This is a genomic window from Pseudomonas poae (assembly GCA_028869255.1).
Lineage (GTDB): Bacteria > Pseudomonadota > Gammaproteobacteria > Pseudomonadales > Pseudomonadaceae > Aquipseudomonas > Aquipseudomonas poae_C.
In genome coordinates this window covers 4,144,434-4,169,423 of record CP110972.1, presented here as the reverse complement: position 1 = coordinate 4,169,423, position 24,990 = coordinate 4,144,434, and the positions used below count along the sequence as shown (strand labels likewise).

Genomic DNA, 24,990 nt, shown 5'->3' with positions numbered 1-24,990 from the left:
GTACGGCGACTAGCGTTGGATCTCTCGATCACGGTCGAGCGGGTAAGGCAGGTCGAGCATCTGCAAACCGGGGCCTTCGAGTGTGCCTACATGCACATCGCCACTATCGGCTGCTTCGGCTTGCAACACGGCCAGAAGTTCAACCCCCTCGTCAGCTTTTGCGGCAATCACCACTTCGCCGATGGCGCTGTTGTGGCTGGGTGAAAACAGCGGGGTGCCTGGCTCGGGCATTTCGGGCGCATTGAGGCTCAAGCGGTACAGGCGACGCTTGAGTTTGCCCAGATACTGCATGCGCGCAACGATTTCCTGGCCGGTGTAGCAGCCCTTCTTGAAGCTGACACCGCCGACGGCTTGCAGGTTGAGCATCTGCGGGATGAACAGTTCACGCGTCTGGGGCATGACCTGGCCGATACCGGCGCGGATCTGGCCCAGTAGCCACTCATTCAGATCGGCTTGCTTCAACTGTGCAGCCAATTGGTTGTGTAAGGCTTCGGCGTGTTCGGCGGGCACCCAGAGTTCGGCGCGAGCGGGGGAGACGCGAATGGCGATCAGTGCGTCGGTGCGCGCCACGCTGTCAGTCTCGGCCGGTAGCTCAAGATTCAGGCTGGTGAGGGCCTGATCCGCATTCGTCAGGCCGAAACGTACCCAGGCGGCACTTTCATCGGTGAGTTTGGATTTGGAGAACACCGCGTATTTTTTCAGGTCCGCCAGTTGCGGTTCCAGCAGTTCGGTGGCCATGGCCAGCAATACGCCGTCACCTTGCAACACAATGCGAAAGCTCGACTGCATGCGCCCTTTTTGCGTGCAGCGCGCGCCGAGACTGGCCTGCGTGTCGCTCAGGTAATTGAGGTTGCAGGTCAGTTGCCCTTGCAGGAACTTGCCGGCGTCGGAGCCGCGGACGGCGAGAACACCTTCGTGGGACAGGGGGCAGAAGAAAGCAGAGTCAGCCATGGGTCATCGCAGGTCAAAAAGTCATGGGTGCATCATAGAGGGGCGCCCGGTAAATGGATAGTTTCCGTATGGGTCGACCAAAGCCGACTGTTCCGGTGCCGTCGGGCCTGTATACTTGCGCTCTATTTGAGGAGCGCTCCATGGTCGAAGATGTAGAACTCAATCGCCTCTACTGGCACAGCCGTCGCGGCATGCTTGAACTGGACGTGTTGCTGGTGCCATTCGTCAAAGAGGTCTATTCAACCCTTAATGAAGTGGACCGCAACGTTTACGTTCGGCTGCTGGAATGCGAAGACCAGGACATGTTCGGCTGGTTCATGGAGCGCGCCGAGTCTGAAGACCCGCAACTGCAGCGCATGGTCCGGATGATTCTGGATCGTGTCCAGCCCAAGTAATACATTCGAATGCCGCTGGCAGGCCTCACGGCTGTTGCTGGCGGCGTATCTCCTTGCCCAGCTGTTCGCGTTGGGTGCGCTGGTCTTACTTGATCTGCCTTATTCAAGCCTCGGTATATTGGTGTGCCTGGCGCATGCCGCCTGGGTGCTGCCGCGCCATGTCTTGCTGACTCACCGTTCGTCGATTCGTGGCCTGCGACGTGATGAAGACGGCTGGCAGTTGTTCAGTGTCGAACGCGGTTGGCACAGCGTGCAGTTACGCCGCGACAGCCTGGCGCTGCCCCTGATCGTAGTGCTGCGTTACCGGGTGCAGGGCGGGTGGTGGGTGCGTTCTATCTGTGTGCCTGCGGATTCGCAGGCCGCCGATCTGCACCGGCGCCTGCGGGTGCGCCTGAAGTTCAGCCGCCGTAGGTGGTTGGCACCAGAATAGTGTCGCGGGCCTCGGGCAGCATCTGCGGGTAGTCGAGGGTGTAATGCAGGCCCCGGCTCTCCTTGCGCTCCATGGCTGAGCGGATCATCAGCTCCGCCACTTGGGCCAGGTTGCGCAGTTCGATCAGGTCACGGCTGACTTTATAGTTACTGTAGAACTCATCGATCTCATCCAGCAGCAAGCGCACCCGGTGCTGCGCACGTGCCAGGCGTTTATTGGTGCGCACGATCCCCACGTAGTCCCACATGAAACGGCGTAGCTCGTCCCAGTTGTGGGCGATGATCACGTCTTCGTCCGAGTCGGTGACCTGGCTGGCGTCCCAGCGGGGCAGGGCGACCGGCACCGGGATGCACGGCAGTTGTTCAACAATGTCGGCCGCCGCCGAGCGGGCGTAGACGAAGCATTCGAGCAGCGAGTTGCTGGCCATGCGGTTGGCGCCGTGCAGGCCGGTGAAGCTGGTTTCGCCAATCGCGTACAGACCGGGGACGTCGGTGCGGCCGCGCTGGTCGACCATCACGCCGCCGCAGGTGTAGTGCGCGGCCGGTACCACCGGGATCGGGCCTTTGGTGATGTCGATATTGAAGGCCAGGCAGCGCTCGTAGACGGTGGGGAAGTGGCTCTTGATGAAGGCTTCAGGCTTGTGGCTGATGTCCAGGTAGACGCAGTCGATGCCCAGGCGCTTCATTTCATGGTCGATGGCGCGGGCGACGATATCTCGCGGAGCCAGTTCGGCGCGTGGGTCGAAGCGTTGCATGAAGCGTTCGCCATTCGGCAGTTTCAGGTGTGCGCCTTCGCCGCGCAGGGCTTCGGTGATCAGGAAACTCTTGGCTTGCGGGTGATACAGGCAAGTGGGGTGGAACTGGTTGAATTCCAGGTTGGCCACCCGGCAGCCGGAGCGCCAGGCCATGGCGATACCGTCGCCGCAGGCACCGTCCGGGTTGCTGGTGTAGAGGTAGACCTTGGCCGCGCCGCCCGACGCCAGGATGGTGAAGCGTGCGCCGTAGGTGTCGACTTCGCCGCTGCCACGGTTGAGCACGTAGGCGCCCAGGCAGCGTTCGCCCGCCAGGCCCAGGCGTTTTTCGGTGATCAAGTCGACGGCGACGCGCTGCTCCAGCAATTCGATGTTGGGGCGTTGGCGGGCCTGATCGAGCAAGGTCTTGAAGATCGCGGCACCGGTTGCGTCGGCGGCGTGGATGATGCGGCGGTGGCTGTGGCCACCTTCCCGGGTCAGGTGGAACTCGAAGCCGCCGTCGTCGCTGCCGGCGTGTTCGTCACGGGTGAACGGCACGCCTTGGTCGATCAGCCATTGGATCGCTTCACGGCTGTGTTCCACGGTAAAGCGCACCGCCTCCTCATTGCACAGGCCACCACCGGCATTGAGGGTGTCTTCGACGTGCGATTGCACCGTGTCGGTGTCGTCCAGTACAGCGGCGACACCGCCCTGGGCCCAGAAGGTCGAGCCGTTGGCCAGGTCGCCTTTGCTCAGTACGGCAATGCGCAGGTGGCTGGGGAGGGTCAGTGCAAGGCTCAAGCCGGCCGCGCCGCTGCCAATCACCAGGACATCGTGTTGAAACTGTTGGCTCATTTGAAGGATTCCGCAAAAAGCGATCCACAGGGCTGGCGCAAACAGGACGCCTGGGTCGGCGAATCAAAGGGTCACACAGCCCACTAGTATATAGAGGGGGGAGCGGCACAATAGTCGGGCATTCGTGGCAATGTGAGATTACGGTGCACAGCTTGGGTAAAATCGGCTGGTTATTGAAGCGGGAACTTTTTGCATAAGCCCCGACTCAATAGCAGGTTGCCCGAAAGCTGGGAAAACGTTGAGTTTATTGGCCCGTCGGGAGCATTGGACGCGTCAGAAAACCGGCGACAAGATTATTCGCGCAGCCGGCTTTGCCCGGGCTGCGTTTTTCGTGTGTGCCAAATCAGTGCATGCCGGAAACTTGCTTGGAGGGGGAGAACTTTTGCGAAAAGTCCGAGTCTATGTTTGCAAGCCTGATCGTTTAGTTATGCAAGCCTCCTTCAAGTACAACGAGGAGTGTTCATGCTAACCCAGGAAGAGGATCAGCAGCTGGTCGAGCGCGTTCAACGCGGCGATAAGCGAGCTTTTGATCTGCTAGTGCTGAAATACCAGCACAAAATTCTCGGGTTGATCGTGCGTTTTGTGCACGACACCCATGAAGCGCAGGACGTTGCACAGGAAGCCTTTATCAAGGCGTACCGTGCACTTGGCAACTTCCGCGGTGATAGTGCGTTTTACACGTGGCTATACCGCATCGCCATCAACACGGCGAAGAACTATCTGGTGTCTCGCGGGCGCCGCCCACCGGATAGTGATGTAAGTTCAGAAGATGCGGAATTTTACGATGGTGATCACGGCCTCAAAGATCTCGAGTCGCCGGAGCGTGCATTGCTGCGCGACGAGATTGAAGGAACCGTTCATCGCACAATTCAGCAACTGCCAGAAGATTTACGTACGGCGTTAACTTTACGTGAATTCGATGGTCTGAGTTACGAAGACATTGCGAGCGTCATGCAGTGTCCGGTGGGGACTGTAAGGTCACGGATTTTCCGGGCCCGGGAAGCCATCGATAAAGCCTTGCAACCGTTGTTGCAGGAAAACTAAAGACAGCGGCGACAGCCAAGAGAGGAACCGCCATGAGTCGTGATGCCCTGCAGGAATCGCTGTCCGCAGTGATGGATAACGAAGCGGATGAACTGGAACTTCGTCGAGTGCTCAATGCGTTTGATGATGCCGAAACCCGTGATACCTGGTCTCGTTACCAAGTCGCTCGGGCGGTGATGCACAAGGATCTTTTAATCCCTCGTCTGGATATTGCTGCGGCCGTTTCTGCTGCGCTGGCTGATGAAGCCGTTCCGGCAAAAGCCACTCGTGGTCCTTGGCGTAGCCTGGGTCGCCTGGCGGTAGCTGCCTCGGTGACTGTTGCCGTATTGGCCGGTGTTCGTCTGTACAACCAGGACGAAATCGCCGGTGCCGAACTGGCCCAGCAGACTCAGCAACCGGTCATGGCCGGTCCGCAAGTCAAAGGCCCAGCGGTACTGGCCGGCTACAAGGAAAGCTCTGATACCACCGGCCCTATGGCTAACGGTGTGTTGCAAGGGCAATCCGGCTGGCAGGACCAGCGTCTTCCAGGCTACCTGCGCCAACACGCACAGGAATCGGCCTTGAAAGGCACTGAAAGCGCTCTGCCATACGCTCGCGCAGCAAGCCTGGAAAACCGCTGAACCGCTAAGGAGCCCTATGCGCGCCATACCGCTCCTTACGCTTTTGCTCAGTAGTTGGTTTGCACTCCCCGCCCATGCCGATGAAGCCCAAGACTGGCTGACTCGACTTGGGCGTGCAGAGCAACAGCAAAGCTTTCAAGGTACGTTCGTCTACGAGCGTAACGGCAGTTTTTCTACCCATGACATCTGGCATCGTGTCCAGAATGGTCAGGTCCGTGAGCGGCTCTTGCAGCTCGATGGTTCTGCCCAGGAAGTCGTACGGCTGGATGGCCGTACCCAATGCGTCAGCGGCACCCTTGTCGCAGGCATTGGCAACTCACGTGATGCGCCTTCGCGTGCGCTTGATCCGCAAAAACTTAATCAATTCTACGAACTGGCCGTTATCGGAAAATCCCGCGTGGCCGGTCGGAATGCGGTGATTGTGTCGATCACGCCCCGAGACCAATACCGCTACGGTTTTGAACTGCACCTGGATCGTGACACCGCACTGCCTCTCAAGTCCCTGCTGCTTAATGAGCAGGGCCAGTTGCTGGAGCGTTTCCAGTTCACGCGGCTGGATACCTCGAGCGCACCCATTGATCGTGACTTGCAGCCCAGCGGTGAATGCACGCCTATCGCCGTGGTTAACAGCAATGCGCCACAGGTGGCCTCCACCGAGACCTGGCACATGGAATGGCTGCCGCCCGGCTTTCAGCTCACCAATAGCAGCGCCCGCAAAGACACCCAGACCAAAGCGACGGTAGACAGCCTGATGTATGAAGATGGGTTGGCGCGTTTCTCGGTGTTTCTGGAGCCGATCAGCGACGTGAGCGTCACGGAAACCCGCACGCAATTGGGCCCGACGGTTGCGGTGTCCCGTCGCCTGAATACGGTGGACGGTGAAATGATGGTGACGGTGGTCGGGGAAATCCCCATCGGTACCGCCGAGCGCATTGCGCTGTCGGTGCGCGGTGAAAAAAAGCCGACCTCCAAGCCATGAGCCGTTAATCCTATGTTCATCCTGACCTTTCACTGTGTATCCATGCCAGGTTGGCTGCCGAGAGCATGAAATGTCTGGATCAGCATTTTCACTTGCAAAAATCTCTCATGTTTTTTATAGGTCAGGGCTTGTCGGCTCTGGCCTTGTTTTGTTCGCGGAACAAAGATGTCGGTCGCAGTTTTCGGCGTTTCTTGAACCCTGTCGCTCAACCCTGCTCGTCGTAACGGGAGCTGTATGTCGATACCACGTTTGAAGTCTTACCTATCCATAGTCGCCACGGTATTGGTGCTGGGTCAGGCCGTCCCTGCGCAAGCAGTCGAGTTGCCTGACTTCACCCAATTGGTTGAGCAGGCCTCGCCGGCCGTGGTGAACATCAGTACCACGCAGAAGCTGCCGGATCGTAAGGTCTCCAACCAGCAGATGCCGGACCTGGAAGGCCTGCCGCCGATGCTGCGCGAGTTCTTCGAGCGCGGTATGCCACAACCACGCACCCCGCGTGGCGGCGGGAGTGGCCAGCGTGAAGCGCAGTCCCTGGGGTCGGGCTTCATCATCTCGCCGGATGGCTACATCCTGACCAACAACCATGTGATTGCCGACGCCGACGAGATTCTCGTGCGCCTGGCCGATCGCAGTGAGCTCAAAGCCAAATTGGTCGGCACCGATCCACGTTCCGACGTCGCCTTGCTGAAGATCGAAGGCAAGGACCTGCCAGTGCTGAAGCTGGGTAAATCCCAGGACCTGAAGGCTGGGCAGTGGGTAGTCGCCATCGGTTCGCCGTTCGGGTTTGACCATACCGTGACCCAAGGCATCGTCAGCGCCATTGGTCGCAGCCTGCCCAACGAAAACTACGTGCCGTTCATCCAGACTGACGTGCCGATCAACCCGGGTAACTCCGGTGGTCCGCTGTTCAACCTGGCGGGCGAAGTGGTGGGGATCAACTCACAGATCTACACCCGTTCCGGTGGTTTCATGGGCGTGTCGTTCGCCATCCCGATCGACGTGGCGATGGATGTTTCCAATCAGCTGAAAACCGGTGGCAAGGTCAGCCGCGGCTGGTTGGGCGTGGTGATCCAGGAAGTGAACAAGGACCTGGCTGAATCCTTCGGCCTCGATAAACCGGCCGGTGCCCTGGTCGCGCAGATCCAGGACGACGGCCCGGCTGCCAAAGGCGGCCTGCAGGTGGGCGACGTGATCCTGAGCATGAATGGCCAGCCGATCATCATGTCGGCCGACCTGCCACACCTGGTGGGCGCGCTCAAGGCGGGCAGCAAGGCCAAACTGGAAGTGATCCGTGAAGGCAAGCGCCAGAACGTTGAGCTGACCGTAGGCGCTATCCCTGAAGAGGGCGCGACCCTGGATGCCTTGGGTAACACCAAACCGGGCGCCGAACGCAGCAGTAACCGTCTGGGCATTGCTGTCGCCGAGCTGACTGATGAGCAGAAGAAGACCTTCGACCTCAAGAGCGGCGTAGTGATCAAGGAAGTGCAGGATGGCCCTGCCGCCCTGATCGGCCTGCAGCCAGGCGACGTGATCACTCATCTGAATAATCAGGCGATTGACAGCACCAAGCAATTCACTGACATCGCCAAGGCGTTGCCGAAGAATCGTTCGGTGTCGATGCGCGTATTGCGCCAAGGGCGTGCCAGCTTCATTACCTTCAAGCTGGCTGAGTAACTCGCCGGCCCAATAGCCCAATAAAAAGCCCCGCTTTCGTTTAACGAAAGCGGGGCTTTTTGTGGATGATGGGTTTAGCTCATCATCCCTTTCACCAAACGTTCCTGCTCGATCAACTCACGCTGACGTGCGTCGATACGTGACGACAGCGGGAAATTACTGCCGGCGCGACGTTTGGCAAAATCCAGTTGCTGGATGGCCTGCTGGAAGTCGCCCACCAATGCGAAATATTCGGCACGCGCTTGATGCAGGCCAATGATGTTGCCCGACAGGCCGCGTGTCTCGGCGACCTGATACCAGACGTCCGGATCGTCCGGGCGCGACTTTAGCAAGCCATCCAGGGCTTTTTCCGCGTCGGCGGTACGGTTCTGCTTAAGCAGCAGATCCACTCTCACCTGGTTCAATGGGTAGTTGCCTGGATACTGGTTCAACATTCGATCGGTACGCTGTTGCGCATCCGGCAGCTTGTTGTTGTCGATGTCCAGCTGGATCAGTGCGAGGTTGTAAGTGATGTCGTTGGGCGCCTTGGCCAGCAGCGGTGCCAGGTTTTCCCGCGCCTCTTTAAACTGGGAGCCTTTGATCTGGGCAATGGCCAAGCCGTAGCGCGCCACATCGTTTTTCGGGTTCTCGTCCAGCTGTGCCCGGAAACGCTTGGCGGCGAGCCCAGGTGTGTCTTCGTACTGCAGCTGCACCCGAGCGCGAATCAGTTGATAGCGCAGGCTGTCTTCCTTGCCACCGGGCTTGGCTTGCTCGGCGCGGTTGCGGGTGTCGGCGATCCGCGATTCGGTAACCGGGTGCGTCAGCAGGAATTCCGGCGGCTTGGCGTCGAAGCGGTACTGGCGCATCAGGCGTTCGAACATCGTTGGCATGGAGCGCGGATCGTAGCCGGCTTTTTCCAGATTGAGGATGCCGATGCGGTCCGCCTCTTGTTCATTCTGGCGCGAGAAACGCCGTTGTTCCTGGATCGCCGCAGCCTGGGTGCCGGCAATCGCGGCAATACCGGCATCACCTGCGCCGGCAGCGGCGGCAATAATGCCGCCAAGCAGTGCGGCCATCATCGGGATCTGCATGCGCTGTTGCGCTTCAACGCCACGGGCGAAGTGGCGTTGAGACAAGTGCGCCAATTCGTGCGCGAGTACCGAGGCGTATTCGCCTTCAGTCTGGGCATTGAGGAAGAGGCCGCCGTTCACCCCTACGATGCCGCCGGGCGCGGCGAAAGCGTTCAGTTGCGGGCTGTTAATCAGGATGAATTCCAGGCGCCGGTCATTGACTTGGCTGGTCTCTACCAGCTTGTACACGCTGGTTTCGACATAATCCTTGAGCTGTGGGTCGTTGAGCTGCGAGACCTGGCCGCGCAGGTAGGCCAGCCATGCACGGCCCAGCTGGTATTCCTGTTGTGGCGAGACAATGGCAGAACTGGCGTCGCCAAGTGACGGCAGGTCGTCAGCGAAGCCTGGGGAGGCCAGCAGGCAAGCCAGCGTCAGCAGGGTAGGGCGCAAAAAAGTCATGCACAGAGCCTTTCGACAAAGAGCTTACTGTAGCCGGACACTGAGCTTCGGACCAGATATTCTAAGCAACCCGAACGCGTGCCTGGAGTAAAACCATGACCGACGCTGTAGCCTTTGATGCCGAACTCGATGCCAGCGGCCTCAATTGCCCGTTGCCCTTGCTCAAGGCCAAGCTGGAACTCAATCGATTGGCCAGTGGCGCAGTGCTCAAGGTGATCGCCACTGACGCGGGCTCCCAGCGTGACTTTCGCACGTTTGCCAAGTTGGCGGGGCATACCCTGTTGCATGAAGAAGACGCCGCCGGTGTGTACCGTTACTGGTTGCGCAAGGCCTGAACCGTTCGCCCCCACCACCCGAGGTTGATTGATGTTCAAAGTGTTACGAGACTGGATCCAGCGTTACTTCTCCGATGAAGAAGCCGTGGTGCTGGCGGTCCTGCTGTTTCTGGCCTTTACGGCCGTGCTCACCTTGGGCGGTATGTTGGCGCCGGTATTGGCGGGGATGGTGCTGGCTTACCTGATGCAAGGCCTGGTCACTACCCTGGAGCGTTTGCGCTTGCCGGGCGGGCTGGCGGTGGGCTTGGTGTTCGCCTTGTTCATGGGCGTATTGGTAGTGTTTATCGTGGTGGTCCTGCCCTTGTTGTGGCATCAATTGATCACCCTGTTCAACGAGTTGCCGGGCATGCTCGCCAAATGGCAGTCGCTATTGCTGTTGTTGCCGGAGCGCTACCCGCACCTGGTCTCGGATGAGCAAGTGTTGCAAGCCATCGAAGCGGCACGCGGCGAGATCGGAAAATTCGGGCAATGGGCGCTGACGTTTTCCCTGTCCAGCCTGCCGCTGCTGGTCAACATCATGATCTACCTGGTGCTGGTACCGATTCTGGTGTTTTTCTTCCTTAAGGACCGCGCCATGATCGGCCGTTGGGTGCGTGGCTACCTGCCACGCGAACGGGCGCTGATTACGCGGGTGGCCGAAGAGATGAACCGACAGATCGCCAACTACATCCGTGGCAAGGTCATCGAGATCATTATCTGCGGGGGTGTTACCTACATCGCCTTTATAGCTCTGGACCTGAACTACGCGGCATTGCTGGCATTGCTGGTGGGCATTTCGGTGGTGGTGCCGTATGTCGGCGCCGTGGTGGTAACGGTGCCGGTGATGCTGATCGCGCTGTTTCAGTGGGGCTGGAGCGACCAGTTCATCTACTTGATGGCGGTGTACGGGATTATCCAGACCCTGGATGGCAATGTGTTGGTGCCGTTGCTGTTTTCGGAGGCGGTCAACCTGCACCCGGTGGCGATCATCTGCGCGGTGCTGTTGTTTGGTGGGCTGTGGGGATTCTGGGGCGTGTTCTTTGCGATCCCCCTGGCGACGCTGTTCAAGGCGGTGCTGGATGCGTGGCCACGGCAAGAGCCGGTAGTGGCGCCATTGCTTTGAGCGTGGCGGCGCCATCCCCGGCAAGCCGGCTCCTACAGGCAAATGCGACACAAATGTAGGGGCTGGCTTGCCGGCGATGGCGATCAAACGGTCGCCGCAGACTTCAAGCCTTGTTCAACGCCTGCGCCGCCGCTAGAACAGCGTCCACATGCCCCGGCACTTTCACGCCGCGCCATTCCTGACGCAGCACACCCTGGCTATCGATCAGGAAGGTGCTGCGATCCACGCCCAGGTATTCCTTGCCGTACAGCTTCTTCAGCTTGATCACATCAAACAGCTGGCAGACCGCCTCGTCCTTGTCACTGATCAGTTCGAAGGGGAATTGCTGCTTGCCCTTGAAGTTCTCGTGGGACTTCACGCTATCGCGCGACACGCCGAATACTTCGGTATTGGCGGCCTTGAATGCCGCGTACTGGTCGCGAAAGCCCTGGCCTTCGGTGGTGCAGCCCGGGGTGCTGTCCTTCGGATAGAAGTAAATCACCACTTGCTTGCCTTTGAGCCCAGCGAGGCTGAAGGTTTGCCCGCTGGTGGCCTGGGCTTCGAAGTCGGCTACCGGTGTGTCGATGACTACAGCCATGAAAACTTCCTTACATTGGGTTCTGTGGGCGCCAAGGTTCGATCAATGCGTCGAGGTTCAAGGCATCGGCAAAGTCCAGGAACTGGTCACGCAGCCAACTGATCTGCACGCCGGCCGGCAAGGTCACGGTAAACGTGGCGTTGAGCATGGTGCCGCCGGTTTGCGGGGCCTGGTAGGTGTCGCAGGTCAGGTTCTCCAGTTCGACGTTATGGTCGATAAAGAACTGGCACAGCTCATTGACGATGTCCGAGCGATAGGCCGAGCTGACATACGCCACATAGGGCAGGGCCTGTGGGCGGTTTTCCAGGGCGGCGCTGCGCACCACGTTGACCGTGAAGTCATGCTTCTTGGCCAGGCCCGGCAGGCCGGTTTCCAGGCGCGCCAGGGCGTCCCAGGTGCCGGAAATCTGCAGCACCAGCGCGCTGCACTCGCCATGACGGGTCAGGCGGGAAGTCACGACGGCGCAGCGGTTTTCATGGCTGGCGCGGCACAGGACGTTGGTCAGCTCCATGGGGTTGGCGCCGAGGGCACTGATAACAAGGAATTGTTCGCGAACTGTGGGGGTGGACATGCAGCCTTCCTAAAACGATGAGCGGTCGATACGGTGAGGGCTGTATCGATCAAAGGATGAAGGGTAGCGAAAAGCGCCGCCAAGGGATAGGAGGTGGCGTTTTCATTACGTGAACGGCTTGATTTCACCCTGTTGCAACCCGTGCTTTGGCCCAATGATGGCATTGCCCGTCGTTTAGTTGGCCCAGAACGCATCGTCAGGCGGTACTTCGCTTGTACAAGCATCTTGGCGCCAGTACCATTACGGCTCTCTTTTTCCGGCAGGAGCGGTTGCATGATTGCGGGCAGTATGGTGGCACTGGTCACACCCATGGATGCACAAGGTCATCTCGACTGGGACAGCCTTGGCAAACTGGTGGACTTCCACCTGCAAGAAGGCACCAACGCCATCGTGGCGGTCGGCACCACCGGTGAATCGGCCACCCTCGATGTGGAAGAACACATCCAGGTGATCGAATTCGTGGTCAAGCGTGTCGCGGGTCGCATTGCCGTGATCGCCGGTACGGGCGCCAACTCGACGCGTGAAGCGATCGAGCTGACCAAAAACGCCAAGAAGGCCGGCGCCGATGCTTGCCTGCTGGTGACCCCGTACTACAACAAGCCGACCCAGGAAGGCCTGTACCAGCATTTCCGCACCATTGCCGAAGCCGTGGATATCCCGCAGATCCTCTATAACGTCCCGGGCCGCACTGCCTGCGACATGAAGGCCGAGACCGTGATCCGCCTGTCCACCGTGCCGAACATCATCGGCATCAAGGAAGCCACCGGCGACCTGCAGCGCGCCAAGGACATCCTGGCCGGTGTGAGCAGTGACTTCCTGCTGTATTCCGGTGACGACGCCACGGCTGTCGAGCTGATCCTGCTGGGCGGCAAGGGCAATATCTCGGTGACCGCCAACGTGGCTCCGCGTGCCATGAGCGACATGTGCGCCGCCGCCATCGCCGGCGACGCCGTGACTGCCCGTGCGATCCACGAGAAGCTGATGCCGCTCAACAAGACACTGTTTATCGAATCCAACCCTATCCCCGTGAAATGGGCGCTGTTTGAGATGGGCCTGATGCCGGACGGTATCCGTCTGCCGCTCACCCGCCTCAGCGAAGCCTGTCACGAACCGCTGCGACAGGCCCTGCGCCAGTCCGGCGTCCTGGTTTAATTGAGGAAGCACTACGCATGAAGCGATTGGCCGGACTTTCCGCACTTGCCTTGATTATCTCCAGCACCAGTGGCTGCGGTTGGATCTGGGGGCCGGAAGGCTACTTCCGTGACCGCGGCAGCGATTACCTGGAAGCGCAACCTACCAAACCGATGGAATTGCCGCCGGGCGTCAACGTCGCCAAGCGCCTTGACCCGTTGCTGCCGATTCCACGCAACGTCGCCGACGACACCACCAAAGGTGAGTACGTGGTGCCACGTCCGCAGCCGATCTCGGCCGTGGCGGACGCCAGCGACTACAGCCTGCAGAAGAGTGGTGATTCGCGCTGGATCGTGGCTCAGCGCCCACCTGCCGAAGTCTGGCCGGTGGCCGTGCAGTTCTTCCAGGACAACGGTTTCCGCATCGACGAACAGCGCCCGCAGACCGGTGAATTTACCACCGCATGGCAGCAGGGCAGCGAGCTGTCCGCCACCATGGCCAAGCGCCTGCAGGCCGGTGGTGTCGCCGCTGACAGCGAAGCCCGTGTGCGTGTGCGCATCGAGCCTGGCGTGCAACGTAATACCAGTGAAGTCTACGTGGTCAGCGCCGAGCGTCCTGCCGGCAGCACCGCCAACGTTGATTTCACCAACCGCTCGGTCAACACCGGTGTCGACTCGGCACTGGTCGACGAGATGCTGGCCAGCATGAGCCGTATCTCCGAGAAGGGCGGTTCGGTTTCCCTGCTCGCCGCACGTGATTACGACACCCCGAGCCGCGTCAGCCTCACCGAAGATGGCAGCGGCAACGTGGTACTCAACCTGGGTGAAGACCTGGACCGTGCCTGGGCCAGCGTCGGTCGTGCGTTGGAGCAAGGCCCTTGGCGAGTTGAAGACATCAACCGCAGCCTGGGCCTGTACTACATCAACGTGGCTGAAAAAGCCGAGCGCAAAGATGAAGAGCCAGGTTTCTTCGGCAAGTTGTTCGGCAGCAAGCCGACCAAGGAAGAAATCGAGACCCGCGCCGAGCGTTATCAGGTTCGTTTGAGCAAGGTTGGCGAAAGCGTGCAAGTCACCGTCGAGAAGAATATCAATACCGTTGCGCCAGCTGAAACAGCACGCAAAGTATTGGGCGTGATTCAGGACAACCTGGGCTGATCCGATGCGTTTTGCCGTTCTCGGCAGCGGTAGCCAAGGGAACGGCACGCTGGTCGCACATGACGACACGTACGTGCTGGTGGATTGTGGTTTCTCGTTAAGAGAAACCGAGCGGCGCCTGCTGCGCCTGGGGGTTCACCCCGCGCAGCTGAGCGCGATTCTGGTGACCCACGAACATGCCGACCACGTGCATGGCGTGGGTTTGCTGTCTCGGCGCTACAATCTTCCGGTGTACCTCAGTCGCGGCACCTTGCGCGGGATGCGCAAACCCATTGAACCCGCAGGTTTCCTGGCCGGTGGCGAGCAACTGCAAATCGGTGCCTTGAGCATCGATGTGATTGCCGTGGCGCACGACGCCCAGGAACCGACGCAGTATGTGTTCAGTGACGGTGAGCGGCGTTTCGGCGTACTCACCGACCTGGGCTCCTATTGCGCCAAGGTGCTGGACGGTTACCGGAACCTCGATGCCTTGATGATCGAGTCCAACCACTGCCGAGACCTGCTGGCTCGCGGTCATTACCCGACCTTTCTCAAGCAGCGGGTGGGCGGCCAATTTGGACATTTGAATAATCACCAGGCGGCGTACCTGGTGTATGAGTTGGGCTGGCAAGACTTGCAACACCTGGTCCTGGCCCACCTGAGCAGCAAGAACAACCTGCCGCAGTTGGCCCGGCAATGTTTTGTCGACACCCTCGGGTGCGACCCGGACTGGCTGCAACTGGCCGATCAAGATTCAGGGCTCGACTGGCGACACATCGCCTAGCCCACCATTTAGCAAGCGGAGCCCATCATGGAAAAACGTGAAGAACTCTACCGCGGCAAAGCCAAGTCGGTGTACAAGACCGACGACGCCAACCGCCTGATCCTGCTGTTTCGCAACGACACCTCGGCGTTCGACGGCAAACGCATCGAACAACTTGATCGCAAAGGCATGGTGAACAACAAGTTCAACGCCTTCATCATGCAAAAGCTCGAAGAGGCCGGTATTCCGACCCAATTCGACAAATTGCTGGGCGACAACGAGTGCCTGGTCAAGAAGCTCGACATGATCCCGGTCGAATGCGTCGTGCGTAACTACGCCGCCGGCAGCCTGGTCAAGCGCCTGGGCGTGGAAGAGGGCCTCAAGCTCAACCCTTACACCTTCGAACTGTTCCTGAAGGACGACGCCAAGGGCGACCCGTTCATCAACGAATCCCACGTCGTGGCGTTCGGCTGGGGCACCGCTGAGCAACTGGCGCGCATGAAGGAGCTGTCCCTCAAGGTCAACGACGTGCTGAGCAAGCTGTTCGACGACGCCGGCCTGCTGCTGGTGGACTTCAAGCTGGAATTCGGTGTGTTCCACGACGGCTCCATCGTCCTGGGCGACGAATTCAGCCCAGACGGCTGCCGCCTGTGGGACAAGGACACCAAGAAGAAGATGGACAAAGACCGCTTCCGCCAGGGCCTCGGTGATGTTATCGAAGCCTACGAAGAAGTCGCCAATCGTCTCGGCGTACCGCTTTAATCGACGCAAGCATCTGATAGCACGGAAAAAAAATCGCTTCGGCGCTTTGCTTTCCTGATTCACGCTGTTATGATGCGCGCCGTTGGAGAGATGCCAGAGTGGCCGAATGGGACGGATTCGAAATCCGTTGTACCTTCACCGGTACCTAGGGTTCGAATCCCTATCTCTCCGCCATTACATAGAAAAAGCCCCGTAGCTGAATAAGCTACGGGGCTTTTTTGTTTTCGGTGTTTCAAATCTTCTGTTCGCTCAAACGCTCGCCCGCTTTACGGTAAGCCTGTTCACGTTCCCGTTTATCAATGGCCACCACAACCACAGTGACTTCCTGATCGATCACTTGGTAAACCAACCTGTAACCGCTGCTACGTAGTTTTATTTTGTAGCAGCCGGGCAGGTCATGCAGGCGATTAGCTTCAATACGTGGGTTGTTCAGAATTTCCACTAGCTTCTTCTTGAGCTGCTGACGAATGGTGTCGCCTAGCTTTTGCCACTCCTTCAATGCACGTGCATCGAAATCAAGGCTATAGGTCATCTATAGAAACCTTGACCCGTTGAGGGGATGCCAATCGTTCCCGCACGGTGGCCATCAACGCTTCATCTTCCTCTGTCATCAGCACAGGCTTGAACGGTAGTTGGCCGCGATCCGCCACGTATTGCAGGGCCTGGCGCATCAGTTCGGAAGGGGTAACGCCGAGCTTTTCCAGTTCGAGATAGGCGCGCGCTTTTAGGTCGTCATCGATACGGATGCTTATAGACGCCATGGGATAGATCCTCATGTAATGACATTGGTCATTACATTGGATCAAGAGGGGCCTATTGGCAAGGCTGTCGGGACGTATGGCGTTCGCATACACCCTTGTTACCGCATCACAATGTCCATTTGTCATAGAAGCTCCTAAATCCGGTGTCAGTACACCAGCGATCCTTTTGAGGCTAGCCCAGAGGCTTGGGTACACAAGCTTCATTGCACGAACACTCATTACCGAGCATTTCCAAAATCGTGATTATCGTTACACAGGCTCTGCAACCCCCGCACGGGCTTGCACTGGCTGAGGCAGGGCGCCAACCTTCCGCCGTCGCCCTCATGGCGACCGGTTTTGACAGACCGAATAACGTGCGATCTCTGTGCATCCCCAAACTTGGTTCCAGACTCCTATCTGTGCCGATCTGTTATGGCGGCTGTGCGTGGGGCATCTTCGGGTGCGCCGGGTTTCCACGTTTGCGGTCTGTCAACCCGCGTACGGCTGCCATCCAATCCTGTTTGACAGCAGGGAGTGGTAGCTTCTTTTCATGACGTGGAGTTACATCATGAAAAAGATCACCCCCAACCCTACCGATGCTTTCCATGCCACTTCCGAAGACGAGCTTCGCAAAATCTTCCACGGAAACGCCGACGTCGACACCGAAGAAGCCCTGGCCAACGCCTCCGAAATCCTCGCATCAGCACTTCAAACCGCCTACCAAAGCGCCGAAGATCCGGGCAGCACGCAGTCACCCGTGATCATGGGCCTGGCGCAATTGATCGTGAATGCCCAGACGCTGGTAGATGCTGTGCTTGAGCGAACTTTCCCGACGTATAAAACAGGCAAATAATGACCTGAATCTGAAACGGAAAAAGCCTGCTGATCTCAACGCTCAGCAGGCTTTTTATTGGTTTGTGTTCTGCATAGAGCTGCTGGTTTTCTAGCTCCCTACAAAACACTCACTCCTTTCGTACAAATTTCCACAACGATGCCTACAAGTAGCGCGTTGTACCTCCCGCTCGAACTCACTATCTTTCGGTTGCGACGACTTTCCGGGTTGTCATCCTCAAACTGCAAAGGAAATGCACCATGAGCACTAACACCAAAAAAACCTCCGACAAGATGGCCACCCTGGCCGCAGAAACCCTCAATAACCCAAACGCCTCAGTCATCGCCAAAAGCCTGGCCGCGTCAGCCTTGGCGCAGACGGGTACCGACAAGCAGACCAGTGCAGAAATGGAAGAGAAGGCCGGTAAGGCGCTGCAGAGCGGTAAATACAGCGAGGATACGAAGTCCCTGGCGGCCTCGGTGCTGTCCCAAGCCAATAAAGAACGCTGATACTGAGAATGCGCTGCGCCATCGCGTAAAAAAGCCCGTAGCGGAACGCGCTACGGGTTTTTTGTTTCCAAGTGGTGGGGTGTGGAAATCTTATGTAGCACTTTTATTGAGCACCGCTAAAGTCCTGCCCCCGCAGGCCGAAACTCTCATACGACATCATATTTCTTATAAGAGAGTCCCCCGAAATGTCCCTTCGCAGCCTGTCCATCGCCCGCCGTGCGGGTTTGGGTTTTGCCCTGATTGCTTTGCTCGTGGCCCTGTTGGGGTTTTTCGCGCTGTCGAATATGGCCAGTATTCGTGCGAGTGCGGTGCAGGTGGAAAGTGGGCTGGTGCCGAAGATGCGGCTGGTGGCGGACATTCGTGAAATCATGTTGCGCATTCGTACGATTTCTTTGCGTATGGCGTTGGACCCGAACCCCGCGAGCATCCCGCAATACCGTAGCCAGATGGACACTCGCAGCCAGGACCTGACCAAGCGCCTGGCCGACCTCGACGCGGTGATCGACACCCCCGAAGTGCGCACGCTCTATGACCAGTTCCAGGTCTCGCTGCGTCAGTACCAGCAGGGGCTGGCCCAGTCATTTGTGCTCGCCGACAAGCAGCAGGGCGCCGAGCTCAACAAGTTGTTGCTGGTGGACATGAAAACCGTGGTGGACGGCTCCGGTGCCCAGCTCAATGCCCTGTCGGACTACTATAACGCCCAGATCAACCAGCAGGGCCAGACGGCCGAGTCGCAGTACAGCCGTTCGCGCACCATGGTGTTCGGTTTTGTGATCGTCGCGGGTTTGAGTACCGTGTTGCTGGCCTGGTTGCTCACGCGCAGCATCGTCGGCCCGTTGAGCCTCGCGGTGCGGGCTGCGGAGAACGTGGCCCAGGGTGACCTGACCCAAACGGTGGACGTGAGCGGCGACGACGAAGTGACCCGTCTGCTGGTGGCACTCAAGACCATGCAAGCCAACCTGCGTGGCACCTTGCAACTGATTCGCCAGTCGGCGGGGCAGATGGCGTCATCCGCCACCGACCTGAACGGCATCACCGATCAAAGCAGTCGCAGCCTGCAAAAGCAGACCGCGGAAATCGAGCAGGCAGCCACCGCGGTCAACGAGATGACCTCGGCGGCAGATGAAGTGGCGCGCAATGCGGTGTCTACCTCCGAGTCCACACGCCTGTCCAATGAGACGGCGCGCGAGGGCCAGCACCGCGTGGGCGAAACGGTCAGCGCGATTCAGGCCTTGAGCACCAACATCGGTGAGACCTCGACCCTGGTGCAGAACCTCGCCGAGCAATCGCGGGATATCGGCAAGGTGCTCGATGTGATCCGCTCCATCGCCGAGCAGACCAACCTGCTGGCCCTTAACGCGGCCATCGAGGCGGCGCGGGCCGGTGAGTCCGGGCGCGGCTTTGCGGTGGTGGCCGACGAAGTGCGTGCGCTGGCCCATCGCACCCAGCAATCGACCCTTGAGATCGACCAGATGGTGACCGCCATGCGTACCGGTTCCACCCAGGCGCTGACCTCGATGCAATCCAGTACCCAGCGTGCCACTGACACCTTGGCCCTGGCGGAAGGCGCGGGGGGCGCGTTGAGCCAGATCACCGACTCCATCGACCAGATTCACCAGCGCAACCTGGTCATCGCCAGTGCGGCGGAAGAGCAGGCCCAAGTGGCGAAGGAAGTGGACCGCAATATCGTCAATATTCGCGACCTGTCGGCCCAATCGTCGTCCGGGGCGGGGCAGATCAATGGCTCAAGCCGTGAGCTGGCTCAATTGGCGGTCTCGCTGAACGAGGCGGTTGCACGGTTTCAGCTGTAGTGCAGCGTGTCCCTGTAGTCCTGTTCCGTGTGGATAGGTCGGATGTTCATGGGTTACTCCGTTTCAACGGTATCGGCGTCAATTCCAACACCCGATCACGCCCGCCTTCCGCCACCAGATAAGTCCCGCGAGCCGTCGGCACAATCGACTGCGGCGCCTTCAAAAACGACAAGATCGTCTGTTGGCGCCCCTGTTTGTCGATCAGCAACAACCGCGCACGATGGGTGGCGTCTTCGTTGATCCACAAACCCCGCGCATCGCACATCAGGAATGTCGGCTGGTTCAGCCCGCCCACCACCATTGGGTCGCTGCCGTCGTCGGTCAGTTCGCGCACCATGCCTTCTCTTTTCTTGGTGTAGAGCATGCGCCCATCGGTACAGCGGATGATTGATTCGCCCTCATCGAGGCCAGCGCGTACCACGCTCAGGCTCTGGTCGCTCCAGCGATAACGCAGGACGCGTCCTTCGTCGCGGCGGTCTTCCAGGGCGTAGAGGTCGTCACCGTCGTCCCACAGGCCCTGCACGTTTTCGCCTCTGAACAGTTCGGTGACGGTGCCATCCTTGAGGAAGCTGACGGGGGAGTCGAGGGCCTCCTGGCTGAATACCCAGCCGCCACGGGTGGCCAGCATACCGTCGGGTTTGGAGAGGTTGCCCACCACCACTTCGCGGGTGCCGTTGGGGTAGATGCGTACGATGCTGCCCTTGCCCTTGTCGAGTTCCTGGCTGACCATCAGCGAGCCATCGTCCATGGGCATCAGCGATGCGGCCTTGGGCACATCCCTGTGCACCACCTGGTAGCTCCACGCGGTGGCGGCGCTCACGGGGTAGAAACTCTGCCAGGCGAAAAAGCCCAGGGCGGCGACGCACAGCAGGCCGAGTGTGCACACTGCGGTTTTGAAAATTCGGATCATTGCTTAATGCCGGTCACGGATCGAGAGGCTGAACACGGTAGCAAGCATGTCGCCAAACATCACCCCGCAATTCGCCGACGTCCCCGTTAACCGGCGCCTGCAGTCCCCTCCAGCCCACGCCTAATCTTCTCCAGCAACTCGTCGATATGGAAGGGTTTGGAAATCAGGTCCATGCCTTCACCCAGGAAGCTCTGCCGATTCGCCGCATTCTCTGCGTAGCCGGTCATGAACAGAATCGGCAGCGCGGGATGCATTTCGCGTGCGATGTCCGCCAGTTCGCGCCCGTTCATATAGGGCAAGCCGACATCGGTGAGCAACAGGTCGACACTGGGGTCGCTGCGCAGGTTGGCGATCGCTTCGTCAGCATCGGCGGCCAGGCTGCAGCGGTAGCCGGCGTCGATCAGTACTTCGGCGACAAAGCTGCGCACCGAGGGCATGTCTTCCACGATCAGCACGTGCTCGCCGCTGCTTTGGCCGGGAGCCGCCAATGGCTTGGTCGCGGTGCTGGCGGGGCCGCTGGCGGCGGGTAGCATGATGGTCACTTCGGTGCCTTGGCGGGTGACGCTGCGGATCAGCGCGTCGCCACCCGACTGGCGGGCGAACCCGTAGATGGTCGACAGGCCCAGCCCGGTGCCCTGGCCCACGGGCTTGGTGGTGAAGAAGGGGTCGAAGACTTTATCGATGACGCTGTGGTCGATGCCCACACCGTTATCGCGCACCGACAGGGCAATGTAGGGGCCGTTTTCCAGTTTCAGGTTGCCGTTGGAGTAGGCCGGGTATGTGGTCACCCAGATATTGCCGCCCTTGGGCAGCGCGTCGCGGGCGTTGATCACCAGGTTGAGTACCGCGCTTTCCAGCTGGATCGGATCGACCATCGCCACAGCGGGATTGGTGGTCAGTTCCAGCTTCAGCGCGATATGTTCGCCGATGGTGCGCACCAGCAGTTCCTCCAGCGAGCGGATATGCGCGTTGATATCGATCGGCCGGGTGTCCAACGGTTGCTGGCGGGCAAAGGCCAGCAGGCGGTTGGTCAGGCCAGCGGCGCTGAGGGCCGAGCTTAGTGCCGCATCGGCGTAGCCCACGACTTTGTCGGTGCGCTGGGTTTCGATGCGTTTTTTGATCAGCTCCAGGCTGGTGATAATCCCGGTCAGCAGGTTGTTGAAGTCGTGGGCGATGCCGCCGGTCAGCTTGCCCAGGGCGTCCATTTTCTGCGCCTGCAACAACTGCGCCTCGGTCCGTGCCAGCTGGTTGGTGGCGTTGGCCAGCTCGGCCTGTTGGTGGCGTTCGCGGTGACGGTGCTCGGTGACATCCTCCACAAACACCAGGCTCAATTCGGCGCGACGATAGGGCGAAATCTGCCATTCGGTCTCGCGCAGTTGGCCGTCGACCTTCATTTGCAGCGTGCCCTTCCAGCGTTCACCGGCCGCCAGGCGCTGGCACAGCTCCTGGATGACGGTGAGCTGATCGGCGGCAAAGCACTCGAGCAGGGCATCGGGGTTGAGGTTGTCGTGAATCAGCTGGGCGAAGGCGTGATTGCATTCGTGGACCTTGAGCTGTGCATCCATCACCGCAATCGGCGCGCTGATATTGAAGAAAATCTCGCGAAAGCGCGCCTCGCTTTCACGCAACGCATATTCGGTGTCGCGCACGCGCAGCAAGGTGCGCAGGGTCGCCAGCAGCACATCGGGGTCGACCGGGTGGATCAGGTAGGCATCGGCACCGGCGTCCAGGCCGGTGATGATATCGCCGGTCTCGATCGAGGCCGCCGACACATGCACCACCGGCAGCAGGGCCGTGATCGGATCGGCGCGCAACACGCGCACGATGTCGAAGCCGCTCATGTCCGGCAGGTTGACGTCGAGGATCAGCCCATCGATTTTTTCGCTGGCGATCAGGTCCAGCCCCTCCTGCCCGGTGCCGGCTTCGAGCACGTGGTAGTGATGGCTCTCCAGGCGGCGGCGCAGGGCATAGCGGGTGGCGGCGTTGTCGTCGACGATCAGCAGTTGGATGTCACGATTCATCAACAGGCCCGCCATTAATGGAAAGAGGAATGATCACAAAGAACATCGAGCCCACGCCAGGGGTGCTTTCCACGCCGACCTGACCGCCGAGCAGCTCGGCAAAGCGTTTGCACAGCGACAGCCCCAGGCCGGTACCGCGCAGGCGTTTTTGCAACGGTGAGTCGATTTGGGAAAAATCCTCAAACAGGTTGTTGTGCAGTTCGGCAGGGATGCCCAGGCCGGTATCGTGCACGGCAAAGCGGATTTCCTGCTCGCCGACCCTGTGCGCCGAAACCCGCACTTCACCTTGCACCGTGAATTTCAGGGCGTTGGAGATGAAGTTGCGCAGGATCTGCGCCAGCTTCTTGTCATCGGTGTAGAGCTTGGGCAAGCCGACCGGTTCTTCGAAGATCAAGTCCACCGACGAGGCGTCGACAATCGGCCGGAACATCCCGCGCAACGCCGAGAACAGGTCGAACATGTCAAACCAGGCCGGTGAGATGGTGATGCGCCCGGCCTCGATCTTGGCCAGGTCCAGCAAGTCGTCGACCATTTCGCGCAGCTCGCGTGCCGAACTGCGGATAAACCCCACCTGGGTGTGTTGCTCCGCGCTCAACGGGCCGTCGAGCTCATCGGCGAGCAAGCTGGTGATGCTCAGGATCGAGCCCAAGGGGGTGCGGAACTCATGGCTCATGTACGACAGGAAGCGGCTTTTCAGGTCCGACGCCTGGCGCAGTTGGTCGGCCTGCATGTCAAGCTCGGCATACAGCGCCAATACGCCCTGGTTGGTTTCGTCCAGTTCGGCGCGCAGCGCATCGGCTTCCTGGTGCAGCCGTTGCACCTGCTCTTCGAGGGGGACAGTGGTTTCAGCCATCGATGGCCTCCAGGGCAATCACGAACACGGTGACGTCATCCCGGCCGCGACAGAAATCACGGTGCAAGATGGCGGCGATCAGGGCGGGGTGGCGGTGGGAGAGCCCGGGGTAGTCGGCCAGGTTCCAGCGTGACTGCAGGCCGTCGCTGTAGAGGATCAGCAGCTGGCCGGTGACCTGAGCGTAGTCGAAGGGCTGCGCCTTGCGAAACTGCACGCCGACGATGCCCGGGTGGGAGGCCAGCCCGCGTGACTTGCCGAGGCCGATCAGGCTGGCGCCGATATTGCCCACCCCGGTAAAGCGCAGGCTGTCGGCCGTGGCGTCGTACTGAGCCACGGCCACGGCGGCGCCGCGGGTGCCGGTCATGCCGATATGCAGGTCGTTGAACAACACCTGCGCGTCCTGAAAGGCATCAGCGGCAAATACGGTTTCACCGGCGTGCGCCGCACGCTCGGCTTCGCTGCCATGGCCCAGGCCGTCAGCCACCATCACGCTGAAGCGGCCGGGTTCGATTGCCAGGTGCCAGGCGTCCCCGCAGGCCGGGTCGTGGTGCAGGGAATGCTGGCTGACGCCGTAGCGGATATCCTTCGCGGCCGATGACCGGGGGTACAGGCGGGCCAGCATCGCCGTACCGCGCTGATCGGCGAACACATCGAACACCTGGGCCACGCGGGCGATTGCGCCCATACCGATACCCTGGGTGCCACCGGTGGAAAAGCCGTCCACCAGGCAACTGTCCAGATCAAAACCCTGGCCACGGTCCACGGCAATCATCTCTACACCCTGGTTGCCGGTGGCGCGCAGGTGCAGTTCGCCGTGGGCGGCGTGCTTGAGGATATTGCTGGCAAGCTCGGTGGCCACCAGCGCCACGCGCCCGGCGTCGGTTTCGTCAAACCCCAATTGCTCGGCAAGCTGTTGCGCGGTGCGCCGGGCATGGCCGATCTGGCTGACATCTTCGATCAACAGCACCTGGGTCAAGGCGCTGGGAATATTCACGTCCATCGGGTGATCGTCACGCGGGTGCCCTTGCCGGGTGCGGTATCCAGTTCAAACTCGTTCACCAGGCGCTTGGCGCCGGTCAAACCCAGGCCCAGGCCGCTGCCGGAGGTCCAGCCGTCGGTCATCGCCAACTTGAGGTCGGGGATGCCCGGCCCTTCATCGCGAAAGGTCAGGCGCAGGCCGGGTCGGTGGTCTTTCTCGACCACCGCCCAATCCATATAGCCACCGCCGCCGTACACCACGGTGTTGCGCGCCAGCTCACTGACGGCGGTCACCAGCTTGGTCAGGTCGATCAGGCGCATGCCGCAGTCCTGGGCCAGCTTGCGCACCAATTGTCGGGCCAGCACCACGTCCTGTTCGATGAGCACTGGGTGAGTGCCACTGCTGGCCTGGGTCATGAGTGGTCTACCCGGTCACGCAGCAGTTTCATGCCGCGCTCCACGTTCAGCGCGGTCGCTACGCCAGGCAGGGTCATGCCCAGTTCCACCAGGGTAATGGCCACCGCCGGTTGCATGCCCACCAGCACGGTCTGCGCATCCATGATGCGCGACAGGCCGGAAATGGTGCCGATCATGCGGCCGATAAACGAGTCGACCATGTCCAGTGCCGAGATATCGATCAATACACCGCGCGCCGAGGTGCGGCTGATGCGTTCGGACAGGTCGTCCTGCAAGGTCAGCGCGAGTTGGTCATGCATGTCGACCTGGATGGTCACCAGCAGGAATTCGCCCATCTGCAAAATAGGGATGCGTTCCAT

At 60.0% G+C, this 24,990-nt stretch carries 28 protein-coding genes and 1 tRNA gene; 16 read left to right on the top strand and 13 right to left on the bottom strand.

Features of this window, described 5'->3' with window-relative positions:
- Window positions 1-9 precede the first annotated feature (9 nt).
- Window positions 10-951, bottom strand: a complete 942-nt coding sequence (locus LRS56_18860; protein ID WDU60909.1) for a folate-binding protein YgfZ — start codon at window positions 949-951, stop codon at window positions 10-12.
- 140 nt (window positions 952-1,091) lie between these two features.
- On the opposite strand from LRS56_18860, the gene LRS56_18855 reads away from it, so the two are divergent.
- Complete coding sequence (locus tag LRS56_18855) at window positions 1,092-1,346, top strand: succinate dehydrogenase assembly factor 2 (protein ID WDU60908.1); 255 nt, start codon at window positions 1,092-1,094, stop codon at window positions 1,344-1,346.
- Window positions 1,330-1,776 carry a hypothetical protein gene (locus LRS56_18850; protein ID WDU60907.1) on the top strand — a complete coding sequence of 149 codons (447 nt, stop codon included), beginning with the start codon at window positions 1,330-1,332 and terminating at the stop codon, window positions 1,774-1,776. Before LRS56_18855 ends, LRS56_18850 begins: the two co-directional genes overlap by 17 nt.
- Here LRS56_18850 and nadB read toward each other — a convergent pair.
- Entirely contained in the window at window positions 1,745-3,361 is a 1,617-nt protein-coding gene (gene nadB, locus LRS56_18845) for an L-aspartate oxidase (GenBank protein WDU60906.1), read from the bottom strand. The two genes, LRS56_18850 and nadB, sit on opposite strands and share 32 nt — an antisense overlap.
- Before the next feature lie 462 nt (window positions 3,362-3,823).
- Between nadB and rpoE the strand changes: the two genes are divergently transcribed.
- From rpoE to LRS56_18825, 4 genes are all read left to right on the top strand, one after another.
- Window positions 3,824-4,405, top strand: coding sequence for an RNA polymerase sigma factor RpoE (gene rpoE / locus LRS56_18840; GenBank protein ID WDU60905.1), 582 nt, complete (start codon window positions 3,824-3,826; stop codon window positions 4,403-4,405).
- Window positions 4,406-4,437: 32 nt separating this feature from the next.
- Window positions 4,438-5,025: an RseA family anti-sigma factor gene (locus LRS56_18835; GenBank protein ID WDU60904.1), complete on the top strand. Its 588-nt coding sequence runs from the start codon at window positions 4,438-4,440 to the stop codon at window positions 5,023-5,025.
- Window positions 5,026-5,041: 16 nt separating this feature from the next.
- A complete protein-coding gene (locus tag LRS56_18830; protein WDU60903.1) occupies window positions 5,042-6,004 on the top strand; it encodes a MucB/RseB C-terminal domain-containing protein in 963 nt (320 codons plus the stop codon).
- A gap of 234 nt (window positions 6,005-6,238) precedes the next feature.
- Window positions 6,239-7,678 (top strand): DegQ family serine endoprotease, encoded by a 1,440-nt coding sequence (locus LRS56_18825; protein ID WDU60902.1) that lies wholly within the window; start codon window positions 6,239-6,241, stop codon window positions 7,676-7,678.
- 74 nt (window positions 7,679-7,752) lie between these two features.
- Here LRS56_18825 and LRS56_18820 read toward each other — a convergent pair whose 3' ends face one another.
- The gene (locus LRS56_18820) at window positions 7,753-9,186 is read right to left on the bottom strand and encodes a M48 family metalloprotease (protein WDU60901.1); all 1,434 of its coding nucleotides are present in this window, start codon (window positions 9,184-9,186) and stop codon (window positions 7,753-7,755) included.
- Window positions 9,187-9,281: 95 nt separating this feature from the next.
- On the opposite strand from LRS56_18820, the gene LRS56_18815 reads away from it, so the two are divergent.
- Together LRS56_18815 and LRS56_18810 are read left to right on the top strand one after the other, a co-directional pair.
- Window positions 9,282-9,521, top strand: a complete 240-nt coding sequence (locus tag LRS56_18815) for a sulfurtransferase TusA family protein (GenBank protein ID WDU60900.1) — start codon at window positions 9,282-9,284, stop codon at window positions 9,519-9,521.
- 31 nt (window positions 9,522-9,552) lie between these two features.
- Complete coding sequence (locus LRS56_18810) at window positions 9,553-10,623, top strand: AI-2E family transporter (protein ID WDU60899.1); 1,071 nt, start codon at window positions 9,553-9,555, stop codon at window positions 10,621-10,623.
- Between the two features lie 103 nt (window positions 10,624-10,726).
- On the opposite strand, the gene LRS56_18805 is transcribed toward LRS56_18810, so the two are convergent.
- The gene (locus tag LRS56_18805) at window positions 10,727-11,200 is read right to left on the bottom strand and encodes a peroxiredoxin (protein ID WDU60898.1); all 474 of its coding nucleotides are present in this window, start codon (window positions 11,198-11,200) and stop codon (window positions 10,727-10,729) included.
- A gap of 10 nt (window positions 11,201-11,210) precedes the next feature.
- Window positions 11,211-11,771, bottom strand: a complete 561-nt coding sequence (locus LRS56_18800) for a glycine cleavage system protein R (GenBank protein WDU60897.1) — start codon at window positions 11,769-11,771, stop codon at window positions 11,211-11,213.
- A gap of 273 nt (window positions 11,772-12,044) precedes the next feature.
- Here LRS56_18800 and dapA point away from each other — a divergent pair, with 273 nt between their 5' ends.
- The 5 genes from dapA to LRS56_18775 all read left to right on the top strand — a co-directional run bounded on the left by dapA (window position 12,045) and on the right by LRS56_18775 (window position 15,734).
- Entirely contained in the window at window positions 12,045-12,923 is an 879-nt protein-coding gene (dapA, locus tag LRS56_18795) for a 4-hydroxy-tetrahydrodipicolinate synthase (protein ID WDU60896.1), read from the top strand.
- 17 nt (window positions 12,924-12,940) lie between these two features.
- Complete coding sequence (gene bamC / locus LRS56_18790) at window positions 12,941-14,056, top strand: outer membrane protein assembly factor BamC (protein ID WDU60895.1); 1,116 nt, start codon at window positions 12,941-12,943, stop codon at window positions 14,054-14,056.
- A gap of 4 nt (window positions 14,057-14,060) precedes the next feature.
- Complete coding sequence (locus LRS56_18785) at window positions 14,061-14,819, top strand: MBL fold metallo-hydrolase (GenBank protein ID WDU60894.1); 759 nt, start codon at window positions 14,061-14,063, stop codon at window positions 14,817-14,819.
- Between the two features lie 27 nt (window positions 14,820-14,846).
- Window positions 14,847-15,560 (top strand): phosphoribosylaminoimidazolesuccinocarboxamide synthase, encoded by a 714-nt coding sequence (locus LRS56_18780; GenBank protein WDU60893.1) that lies wholly within the window; start codon window positions 14,847-14,849, stop codon window positions 15,558-15,560.
- Between the two features lie 84 nt (window positions 15,561-15,644).
- Window positions 15,645-15,734, top strand: a tRNA-Ser gene (locus tag LRS56_18775).
- A 58-nt stretch (window positions 15,735-15,792) separates the two neighbouring features.
- Here LRS56_18775 and LRS56_18770 read toward each other — a convergent pair.
- Window positions 15,793-16,092 carry a type II toxin-antitoxin system RelE/ParE family toxin gene (locus tag LRS56_18770; GenBank protein ID WDU60892.1) on the bottom strand — a complete coding sequence of 100 codons (300 nt, stop codon included), beginning with the start codon at window positions 16,090-16,092 and terminating at the stop codon, window positions 15,793-15,795.
- On the bottom strand, window positions 16,082-16,321 hold the full coding sequence (locus LRS56_18765; protein ID WDU60891.1) for a type II toxin-antitoxin system RelB/DinJ family antitoxin: 240 nt from the start codon (window positions 16,319-16,321) through the stop codon (window positions 16,082-16,084). The genes LRS56_18770 and LRS56_18765 overlap by 11 nt, the downstream gene beginning before the upstream one ends.
- A 547-nt stretch (window positions 16,322-16,868) precedes the next feature.
- Here LRS56_18765 and LRS56_18760 point away from each other — a divergent pair.
- From LRS56_18760 to LRS56_18750, 3 genes are all read left to right on the top strand, one after another.
- Window positions 16,869-17,153, top strand: a complete 285-nt coding sequence (locus LRS56_18760; protein ID WDU60890.1) for a DUF3077 domain-containing protein — start codon at window positions 16,869-16,871, stop codon at window positions 17,151-17,153.
- A gap of 239 nt (window positions 17,154-17,392) precedes the next feature.
- Window positions 17,393-17,641: a hypothetical protein gene (locus tag LRS56_18755; protein WDU60889.1), complete on the top strand. Its 249-nt coding sequence runs from the start codon at window positions 17,393-17,395 to the stop codon at window positions 17,639-17,641.
- 185 nt (window positions 17,642-17,826) lie between these two features.
- On the top strand, window positions 17,827-19,452 hold the full coding sequence (locus tag LRS56_18750) for a methyl-accepting chemotaxis protein (protein WDU60888.1): 1,626 nt from the start codon (window positions 17,827-17,829) through the stop codon (window positions 19,450-19,452).
- 46 nt (window positions 19,453-19,498) lie between these two features.
- Here the strand turns inward: LRS56_18750 and LRS56_18745 are convergent, their stop codons facing one another.
- The 6 genes from LRS56_18745 to LRS56_18720 form a co-directional block, all read right to left on the bottom strand.
- Window positions 19,499-20,362, bottom strand: coding sequence for a hypothetical protein (locus tag LRS56_18745; protein WDU60887.1), 864 nt, complete (start codon window positions 20,360-20,362; stop codon window positions 19,499-19,501).
- 86 nt (window positions 20,363-20,448) lie between these two features.
- Window positions 20,449-22,383 (bottom strand): response regulator, encoded by a 1,935-nt coding sequence (locus LRS56_18740; protein WDU60886.1) that lies wholly within the window; start codon window positions 22,381-22,383, stop codon window positions 20,449-20,451.
- Entirely contained in the window at window positions 22,373-23,236 is an 864-nt protein-coding gene (locus LRS56_18735) for an ATP-binding protein (protein ID WDU60885.1), read from the bottom strand. The genes LRS56_18740 and LRS56_18735 overlap by 11 nt, the downstream gene beginning before the upstream one ends.
- The gene (locus tag LRS56_18730) at window positions 23,229-24,236 is read right to left on the bottom strand and encodes an ATP-binding protein (GenBank protein WDU60884.1); all 1,008 of its coding nucleotides are present in this window, start codon (window positions 24,234-24,236) and stop codon (window positions 23,229-23,231) included. The genes LRS56_18735 and LRS56_18730 overlap by 8 nt, the downstream gene beginning before the upstream one ends.
- Window positions 24,227-24,631: an ATP-binding protein gene (locus LRS56_18725; protein ID WDU60883.1), complete on the bottom strand. Its 405-nt coding sequence runs from the start codon at window positions 24,629-24,631 to the stop codon at window positions 24,227-24,229. Before LRS56_18725 ends, LRS56_18730 begins: the two co-directional genes overlap by 10 nt.
- Window positions 24,628-24,990 (bottom strand): STAS domain-containing protein, encoded by a 363-nt coding sequence (locus tag LRS56_18720; protein ID WDU60882.1) that lies wholly within the window; start codon window positions 24,988-24,990, stop codon window positions 24,628-24,630. Before LRS56_18720 ends, LRS56_18725 begins: the two co-directional genes overlap by 4 nt.